The organism is Aquabacterium sp. (genome assembly GCF_044226965.1).
GTDB lineage: Bacteria > Pseudomonadota > Gammaproteobacteria > Burkholderiales > Burkholderiaceae_C > Pseudaquabacterium.
Window position 1 is genome coordinate 25,955 of record NZ_JBGAGA010000065.1, and the last position, 8,805, is coordinate 34,759.

The following is an 8,805-nucleotide window of genomic DNA, read 5'->3' on the forward strand; positions in this document are numbered from 1 at the left end:
AGCGGCCGCCGGTCGGTGCTTCAGCAGCCGCGGTAGACGGTCTTGACCTGGGTGTAGAACTCGAGCCCGGTGCGGCCCGATTCGCGGAAGGTGGAGGTGCTGGAGGACTTCAGCCCGCCGAAGGGCGCGTTGACCAGGTTGCCGGTGGTGGTGCGGTTGATCTTCACGGTGCCGGCCTCGATGTCGCGCTCGAAGGCATGCATGGTCTTCGGGTTGCGCGTGGCGATGGCCGCGGCCAGGCCGTAGGGCGTGTCGTTGGCCTGGGCCACCGCATCGGCATAGTCGGCCACCTCGATGATCGCGAGCACCGGGCCGAAGATCTCCTCGCGCTCGATGACCATGCCGCGCTGTACGTCGGTGAACAGCGCCGGACTCACGTAGTGGCCGTGCGCGAACTCGCCCTGGGTGAGCCGTTCGCCGCCGACCAGGTGCGTGGCCTCGCGCTTGCCGGCGTCGATGTAGCCCAGCACGCTGTCGAGCTGGCGCGCCGAGGCCAGCGGGCCGATGTCGATGCCGGGCGTCATGCCGCTGCCGATCTTCAGCGTCTTGAACCGGGCCAGCAGCTTCTCGGTGTACGCCGCCTTCACCGCGCGGTGCACCAGCAGCCGGCTGGTGCCGGTGCAGGCCTGGCCGCTGAGCGACAGGCCGCCCTTCACCGCCAGGTCGACGGCCAGATCGAGGTCGGCGTCGTCCATCACGATCAGCGGGTTCTTGCCGCCGAGTTCCATCTGCGTGCGGGTGGTCAGCGGCACCGCGCGGTGGATCTGCTGGCCGGCCGCGGTGGAGCCGGTGAACGAGACGGCGCGCACGCGCGGGTCTTCGGTGATCGCGGGGCCGACATCGCCGGCGCGGCCGGTGATGAAGTTCAGCACGCCGGCCGGCACGCCGCCCTGCACCAGCGCCTCGGCCAGGCGCAGGCCCGACAGCGGCGCTTCCGACGAGGGCTTGAACACCACCGTGTTGCCGGTGATCAGCGCCGGCGCGATCTTGCGCGCCGGGATCGACACCGGGAAGTTCCACGGCGAGATCACGGTGACCACGCCGAGCGGCTCGCGCAGCGTGTAGACCAGCATCTGCGGGTCGTCGTTGGGCAGCGTCTCGCCGCCGAAGGTCTGGCCTTCGATGGCATAGAAGCGCAGCGTCTGCGCGGCGCGCAGGAACTCGTCGCGCGCCAGCGCCAGGGCCTTGCCTTCCTCGCGCGTCAGCTCGGCGGCGAAGGGCTCGACATGGGCCTCCAGGTAGTCGGCCGCGGCCGACAGCACCTTGGCGCGCTTGCCGATCGGCGTGGCGCGCCAGCCGGCGAAGGCCTGCGCGGCGGCGCTGACGGCGGCCTGCGCATCCTCGGCCGCCGAGGCCTGGAAGCGGCCGACCACGTCGCGCGTGTCGGCCGGGTTCAGGTTGTCGAAGCTGCGGCCGCTGCGGCAAGGTGCCCAGGTGCCAGCGATCAGGTTCAGGAAAGTATCGGCGGTTGCCATGGGGATGCTTGCCTTGCTTTGCCGGGGATCAAACGTCATGACGGTATACTGTATCCCAAGTTTGCGGCATGTCAACTGCCTGTCGCAGTGGGAGGCTCGACAATCCCGGCGGGGCACGCATTGCCGATTCGTCGACTGTATGCACTAACATCGCGCCGCCGCGCCGTGGTGGTGCGCAACCCGAGCCAGGGCCACAGGAGGGCCGCGCCGATGATTTCCGAGGTCAGGCTGGAGAAGCTGGGCGCTTCACACGCACCGCTGAACAAGGTGGTGATGAACGCGATCCGCGAGCGCATCCTGAGTGGCGAATTCGCCCCGGGCGAGCGCCTGGTCGAAGCCAAGCTGTCCGATGAACTGGGCGTCTCGCGCATGCCGGTGCGCGAAGCCTTGCGCGCGCTGGCGGCCGAGGGCGTGGTGACGATCGAGCCGCGCCGCGGCGCCACCGTCACGACCTTCAGCGACGAGCAGATCCGCGAGATCGTCGAGGTGCGCGCGACCCTGGAGGCGCTGAACGCCAAGCTCGCCGCCAAGCGCCACGACAAGCAGCAGCTGGCGCGGCTGGAGCAGATCGTCGCGGCCGGCGCGAAGGTGGCCGAGGGCACCGACCCGGCCCAGCTGCACGAGGACAACGCCAGCTTCCACGAGGCACTGGCCAGTGCGGCAGACAACTCGGTGCTGCGCGACCTGGTGCGCTCGCTGCGCGAACGCACTGCGCTGATCTTCGCGCCGCACAGCAAGAAGCGCGCACGAGAGAACTGGGAAGAGCATGCGGCCATCGTGCGTGCCGTGGTGGCCGGCGATGCCGAGCTGGCCGGCCTGCTGGCCGCGCGCCACGTGCATGCCGCGGCGCAGGCGCTGCCGGCGGGGGCGGCTGCGGCGCGCGAGCAGGCCGATGCCGCCAGCGAACCCGAGCCCCGCCCGCGGCGCCGCAGCGGCGCGCGTTAGGTCACGCACGGCGCACGATAGGCTGCGTTCAGGCCGCCGCCACGGCGGCCGCACCCAGCAGCGCCTTCACCAGGATGCCGGCGGCACCCAGCCCGGCCAGCCCGAGCAGCAGGTGCCGCACCTGGCCCGACGAGACGCGGCCGGTCAGCGGCCCCGAGAGCAGGAATCCCGCCACCATCCACGGCGCCAGCGAAGCGCTGAGCGCCAGCTGCGGCGCACCGAAGCGCCCGACCGCCGTCAGCAGGCCCAGCGAGACCAGCCCACCGGCGGCCAGGATGCAGCCCACCGTGGCGCGCAGCCGCGCTGGATCGAGCCGCTGCATCACGATGGCGAAGGGCGGCGCGCCGGCCGAGGTGATGGTGCCCATCAGCCCCGAGACGAGGCCGGCCGCGGCCATGCTGCGCCGCGTGGGCTGCACGCGCCAGCCGGCGTAGCTGGCGGCCACCGCCGCGAGCAGCAGGCTGCCGTACATCAGCGTGAGCATGCGCGCGGACAGTGCCAGCAGCACCGCACCGGCCGCGGCGGTACCGGTGACGCGGCCCAGCAGCGTGACGCCGGCCATGCGCCAGTCGATCGAGCGGCGCTCGCGCAGCGCGGCCAGCAGCGAGACGCTGCCGCCCAGCGCCAGCAGCGGGCCCGGTGCCAGCGACGGGAAGAACAGCCCCGCCACCGGCGCCGAGAACATCGCGAAGCCGATGCCGCCGATGCCCTGCAGGCAGGCGCCCACCAGCACCACGCCGGCCATCATCAGGTAGTCGGGCAGTGGCGTGGCGGGCCACCACGCGGTGAAGGCAGCCGCGGCCATGCTCATCGAAGGCTCCGTGTCCATCAGGCGCTAGGACGTGGTGCGCGCACTGGCCGCGGCCGAGCGCTGCGCCAGCGGCACCCACGAGACGCTGACATCGCCGCTCAGGAATGTCTGGCAGGCCAGCCGGTGGCCCTGGCGCAGCTCTTCCTCGGTCAGCAGCTTGCGCTCCTTGGCCTTGACCGCGTCGGTGTGCTCGAGGCCGGACTCGATCGTGCAGTGGCAGGTGCCGCACAGCCCGCCGCCGCACTTGAACGGAATGCCGCCCTGCTCGCGCAGCGAGACGCGCAGCAGGTTGCTCTGCGGCGCGGCGGTGGCCACCTTGCCGCCATTGGTGAGGAAGGTGACGCGCACCTTGTCCGGCGCCGCGGCCGGCGCGGGCGCGGGGGCCGGCTCGGCGACGCGCACGAGCTTCGTCTCGCTGCCGTCGCGGTCGGCCAGCTGCTGCAGCTCGGCGCGCGCCGCGGCCACCGAATCGAACTTCGGCAGGAACTTCGAGGGCACCAGGTTCACCACCGGCGGCGGGGCCTCGTCGACGATGCGCACCTTGGTCTCGCCCTCGAGTCGGGCGATCACGAAGCGCGCGCGGCAGCGGCCGAAGAACAGGTAGTCGTAGCGCTCGACCGGCTCGAGCCCGGGGCCGGGCTCGGTGCGGAACTGGCCGGGCTTGGAGGTCAGGATCACGTACATGGGGCCTCGTGTGCGGTGGGGTGGCGTGCGCGTTCAGGCCGGGCGCACCGGCGGCTCGGCGTCCTGCAGCAGCTCGATGTCCTGCTCGATCCACAGCTGGCAGACCAGGCGGTAGCCTTCGTCCAGCAGCGCGCCGAGCTGCTTCTTCTCCTTCCAGTTCGGCGCGGGCAGCGTCTCGGCCCCGGCCAGCACGCGGCAGGCGCACTTGGCGCACTTGCCCATGCCGCACTCGTAGCGCAGCGCCGGGTAGGGGAACTGGCGGATGCCGGCCCGCACGACCAGGTTGGTCTTGGGCAGCACCTCGCCGCGGTGGACCTGGCCGTTCTTGTGCAGCGTGACGGTGGGCATCGGGTGTCTCCGGCGGGCCCGCCGGCAGGCGGGCTTGCGGTCTTGGGTTCGGGTCAAGTTGGGATACTGTATCCCAAATAGCCGAAACGACCAAGGCCTCGCGCCGCCAAGCCCCTGGTCACCGGCCCGGCCTCAGCCAATCCGTCACGGGCAGGTGCAGGCGCTGCATCGCCTCGGCCGCCAGCCGGGCCATCGCCAGCGCACCGGTCTCGGTGAAGTGGGTGTTGTCCTGCTTGCCTTCGGGCAGCGACGCGACCTGGCCGGGTGCGATGCGCACGAACAGCGGCTGGCTGGCCGCGGGCCCCAGTCCCTGCAGCAGCGTGGCGCTGGCGGCCTGCAGGTCCAGCAGCGGCACGTCCAGCTCGGCGGCCACCGCGCGCATCGCCGCGGGGTAGTCGCCATGGGTGTCCCGCAGCCGGCCGGCGGCATCGAACTGCCGGCGCACCAGCGGCGTGGCCAGCCAGGGCGTCGCCCCGCGCGCGCGCACCTCGCGCACGAAGCGGCGCAGGTTGTCCTGGTAGGCGCCGCGCGCCGGCGCGTAGCGGGCGGGGTCGTCGATGCGCGCGTCGTTGTGGCCGAACTGCAGCAGCACGTAGTCGCCCGGCGCCAGCTGCGACAGCAGGTGGTCCCAGCGGCCTTCGTCGATGAAGCGCTTGGTGCTGCGGCCGTTGGCGGCGTGGTTCAGCAGGCGCTGCGGCTCCTTCATCAGCGTGCGGAACAGCTGGCCCCAGCCGCGCTCGGGGTAGGGCGGGCTCAGCGGCTTGTCGGCCATCGTCGAGTCGCCCGCCAGGTGCAGCGCCGGATGCACCGTGGCGAAGGCGCCCAGCGTCTGCGGGGCCGGGGCCGGCGTGTCGGCCGCCGCGGCGCCGGGCCCCGGGCCGATGCCGGCGACCAGGCTGGCCAGGTAGGCCTCCAGCGGCGTGGTGCCGGTCTTTGCATCGATGCGTGCGCCGTCGCTGGCGTCCTGCGGGTCCAGGCCATGGGCGCGCTCCCAGTCGTCGGGCATGCCGTCGCCATCGCTGTCCAGCGGCGCGGGCGCGCTGGCCAGCGCGGGCCAGCCGCCGACCTCCGTCTGGCTGTCGATGATGCGGCCGGTGCGGTAGCGCACTTCGTCGATCACGCGCTGGTCCACCGCATCGCGCTTCAACGCCGCGCCGGCCCAGGCCAGCACCTGGGTGTAGGCCACCGCGGCGCTGGTGGTGGCCACCGGGCCGATCTGCAGCGGACGCTCCAGACGGTAGTTAGAAGGCAGACCCTGCGGCAGGTGTTCCTTGTGCGCGACCACCAGGCTGTAGGGGTCGGCCGGCAGCCTGCCATCCATCAGGTTGCCCTCGAACCAGGCGCGGGCCTCGCGGCTGCTTTCCTCGAAGACGAGGCGCCGCTTCGAGGAGGGGCCGGGCACGTAGGCGTTGGCGATGAAGTTGTAGCTCGAACGCGTGCCCTGGAAGTCCATGTTGTAGCCCGGGCGCTCGCGGCCCCAGTCGTAGAACACGTTGTTGCGGAAGTCGTAGAGCGCGCCCACCGGGTCCACCTCGGGCTTGAGCCAGTTGCCGGGCCGCGGCATGCGGTCCACATGGTGCGCCCACAGGTTGTGGTGCATGCTGACCTTGGCGCCGCGACCGGCGCGCAGCAGCGTGCCGAAGCCATGCTCGACGCCCGGCGGCTTGCCGGCATTGCGGTTCAGCGATTCGCTGATGATCGACCACTGCACCGTGACCTCGTCGAACGAACGCTCGGGCGTGTCGAAGCGCGCGCTGACCGACAGCGTCTCGTCGGTGGACCAGCTGGTCGACACATGGTCGATGATGACGCGGCGCCCGGCCACCACGCCCATCGCGTCCTCGTCGACCTTCAGCACGTCGCCCAGGCGCGAGCGGATGTAGCGCACGATCACGTCGTCGGCCGCGATCGTCAGCGTCTGGTCGCGCAGCGTGATGCCGTCGCCGGGGGCGGTCTGCCCGGCGATCGTCAGCCGCCCGTGCCGCACGCGCAGCTCGGTCTTCAGCGCGATGGTGCCGGAGACGTGGAAGACCACCGTGCGCGGACCGTCGGCCTCCACCGCCGCCCGCAGCGACCCGGGGCCGCTGTCGTTCAAGTTCGTCACCGCGATCACCCGGCCGCCGCGCCCGCCGAGCGCAAAGCGGCCCGCCCCTTCGGCGCCGGGGAAGGCCAGCGGCGAGGGCGGCGGTGCCGGTGCTGTCGCCGGCGCGATCACCGGCGCCGCACAGCCCGCGCCCAACAGCAAAGCCGCTGCGGCGGCCAGCGTGGAGCGCATCAGAACTTGTAGCGCAGGCCGGCCATGAACTCGCGGCCGGTCACGTTGTAGACCACCGCGCTGTTGCGCGCACGGCTGATGAACTGGTCGTTGGCCTCGTTCGTCAGGTTGATGCCTTCGAAGGTGAATTCGAGCTTGTCGTTCCACTTGTAGGAGAGCGAGAAGTCGACGTTGGTGGTGCTGTTCTTGCCTTCGACGTCGTTGTTGTTCTGCCCCGGCACGCGCTGCAGGAAGGCCTGGCGGTACGAGCCCGAGACCCGCGCGCTGAACTTGCCGTCGTCGTAGTACAGCGTGGCGTTCCAGGACTTCGGCGACAGGTTCAGCAGGTCGTCGGTGATCGTCGTCGCGCTGGTCGGCGAGACCAGGTAGGCGATCTTCGACTTCACCTGGGTGTAGTTCAGCAGGGTGCCGAAGTTCTTGCCGATGCCGGGCAGGAAGGTGAACGGCTGCTGGTAGTTGATCTCGAAGCCGGTGAGCTTGCCGCCCTGGGTGTTGACCGGGGTGGTGACCTGGAACACCTCGTCGCCGGTGAAGTTGCTGGGCAGCAGCGACATCGGCAGGCCGGTGGCCTTGTACGGGATGTTGGTGCGCAGGCTCTGGATGTAGGTGTCGATGTCCTTGCGGAACAGGCCCACGCCGAGGAAGGCGTTCTTCTGGAAGTACCACTCGAAGCTGGTGTCGTAGGTCTTCGCGCGGAAGGGCTTGAGCAGCGGATTGCCGGCGGTGATGGACAGCGTGCCGGTGGTGCTGATCGAGCCGCCGGGGTTCAGGTTGCCCAGCTGCGGCCGCGCCATCACCTTGGCGGCGGCCACGCGCACGATGACGTCCTTGGCCACCGTGGCGGCCAGGTTCAGCGAAGGCAGCCAGTCGTCGTAGCTGTTCTCGACGCTGACCTCGGTGCCGCCGGCATTGGCCTGGTAGCCCAGCGCCAGCTGCTTGGTCTTGACGTAGCGCGCGCCCACGTTCCCGCGCAGCGGAATGCTGCCGAGCTTGCTGGTGAACTCGGCCATCAGGAAGCCGCCGGTGTCGGTCTCGGTCACCGAGCGGTTGTTGCCGCGCGCATTGCCGTTGGTGATGGACGACAGCGTGAAGTCGCCCGGCCCGCCGGCAGGCCCGCTCTTGATGCAGTTGCAGTAGATGTCGTAGGCCGAGGCGATGGCGTTCAGGTTCGGGATCACCCAGCTGGTGATGGCGCCGGCCGGCAGGCTCAAGCCGTTGCCGAAGCCGGTCAGCATGGTCGTCAGGCTGGACACCGAGGTGCCGGCCGGCGGCGCGAAGATCGTGTCGTTCTGGTTGACGCGGCGGAACTCGTAGGTCGAGAAGCCGTACTTCTTGTAGTCGATGCCGCCGCGGACGCTCAGTTTGTCGGGTATGGCATCCCAGGTGAGGTCCATGTTGGCCACGTCGATGCGGTTGTCCGAACCCTGCGGGCGGATGCGGATCTCGCTGGTCGTGGTGTTGGCGACGGTGGACGGCTGCGTGCCGCTGGCCACCTGCGGCACGCCCACCAGCGTGAGCGCACCGCCCGCCTGCGCCGGGTCGAACGGGTAGCTGATCTTGGGCAGCCGGTCGTTGTCGCGAAAGTCGATCGCGTAGCCGTTGACGTTCAACGCATCGAGCGTGGTGGTGGTCTGGATCGGGTTGCGGAACTTCGAATCGGCCCGGCCCAGCCTGGCCTTGAGCTTCAGCGTGTCGCCGATGTCCTGCTCCAGCGAGAGCGCCGGCTCGGTGAAGGTGGTGGTGAGCTTGTCGAAGCGCGATTCGGCGCGGACGTCCACGCCGTTGTACACGCCGTACAGCAGTGCGCCATTGGAGCCGTAGGCGGTGTCGACCACGCTGGTCTGCGGCTTGCCGCCCTGCCCGGCGCTGCGGCTGAACGAGATGGCTTCGAGGAAGTCCTCCTGCCGCGTCGCGTCGAGCTTGGCGTACATCACGTCCAGCGTCAGCAACGTGCCTTCGCGGGGCTTCAGCTGCACCGAGGTGGTCAGGCCGATGCGTTCCTGCTCGTGCGTCAAGCGGCCGTAGCGCGGCAGCCGCGGGTGGAAGTTGCCGGCGCTCCTGGCGGCGTCGTAGGCGGCAATGGCGTCCGGCGTGCCGGTCAGGCGGCCCACGCCCTGCGCGGCCGGGCCGCAGGTGGTGGCGGTGGAATTGCTGGGGTTGTTGGTCACGCCGGTGGGGGCGCACCAGCCGCCGGAGGAGGCGCCGTTGTCCCAGCGCACGGTGCTGAAGCCTTCCTCGTACAGGTTGCGCTTGGAGTACGCGCCCGA

7 protein-coding genes and 1 pseudogene are annotated in these 8,805 nt (G+C 70.7%); 1 reads left to right on the top strand and 7 read right to left on the bottom strand.

Translation table 11 applies throughout. The features are described 5' to 3' along the window. Positions 1-20: 20 nt before the first annotated feature. The gene (locus ACILR4_RS22655; RefSeq protein WP_395703152.1) at positions 21-1,475 is read right to left on the bottom strand and encodes an aldehyde dehydrogenase family protein; all 1,455 of its coding nucleotides are present in this window, start codon (positions 1,473-1,475) and stop codon (positions 21-23) included. Between the two features lie 210 nt (positions 1,476-1,685). Here ACILR4_RS22655 and ACILR4_RS22660 point away from each other — a divergent pair, with 210 nt between their 5' ends. After that, positions 1,686-2,420 (top strand): GntR family transcriptional regulator, encoded by a 735-nt coding sequence (locus tag ACILR4_RS22660; protein ID WP_395703153.1) that lies wholly within the window; start codon positions 1,686-1,688, stop codon positions 2,418-2,420. 28 nt (positions 2,421-2,448) lie between these two features. On the opposite strand, the gene ACILR4_RS22665 is transcribed toward ACILR4_RS22660, so the two are convergent. The 6 genes and pseudogenes from ACILR4_RS22665 to ACILR4_RS22690 all read right to left on the bottom strand — a co-directional run. Next, positions 2,449-3,225 carry a sulfite exporter TauE/SafE family protein gene (locus ACILR4_RS22665; protein ID WP_395703159.1) on the bottom strand — a complete coding sequence of 259 codons (777 nt, stop codon included), beginning with the start codon at positions 3,223-3,225 and terminating at the stop codon, positions 2,449-2,451. A gap of 30 nt (positions 3,226-3,255) precedes the next feature. Continuing rightward, the gene (locus ACILR4_RS22670; RefSeq protein WP_395703160.1) at positions 3,256-3,579 is read right to left on the bottom strand and encodes a 2Fe-2S iron-sulfur cluster-binding protein; all 324 of its coding nucleotides are present in this window, start codon (positions 3,577-3,579) and stop codon (positions 3,256-3,258) included. A gap of 48 nt (positions 3,580-3,627) precedes the next feature. Further along, positions 3,628-3,915: pseudogene (locus ACILR4_RS22675) on the bottom strand (ferredoxin); the annotation flags it as partial. A gap of 33 nt (positions 3,916-3,948) precedes the next feature. Then, positions 3,949-4,263, bottom strand: a complete 315-nt coding sequence (locus ACILR4_RS22680; protein WP_395703154.1) for a 2Fe-2S iron-sulfur cluster-binding protein — start codon at positions 4,261-4,263, stop codon at positions 3,949-3,951. Between the two features lie 118 nt (positions 4,264-4,381). Beyond that, entirely contained in the window at positions 4,382-6,538 is a 2,157-nt protein-coding gene (locus ACILR4_RS22685; RefSeq protein ID WP_395703155.1) for a GDSL-type esterase/lipase family protein, read from the bottom strand. Further along, positions 6,538-8,805: TonB-dependent receptor (locus tag ACILR4_RS22690; protein WP_395703156.1), on the bottom strand; the 2,268-nt coding region annotated here is incomplete at its 5' end. The genes ACILR4_RS22690 and ACILR4_RS22685, both read right to left, overlap by 1 nt.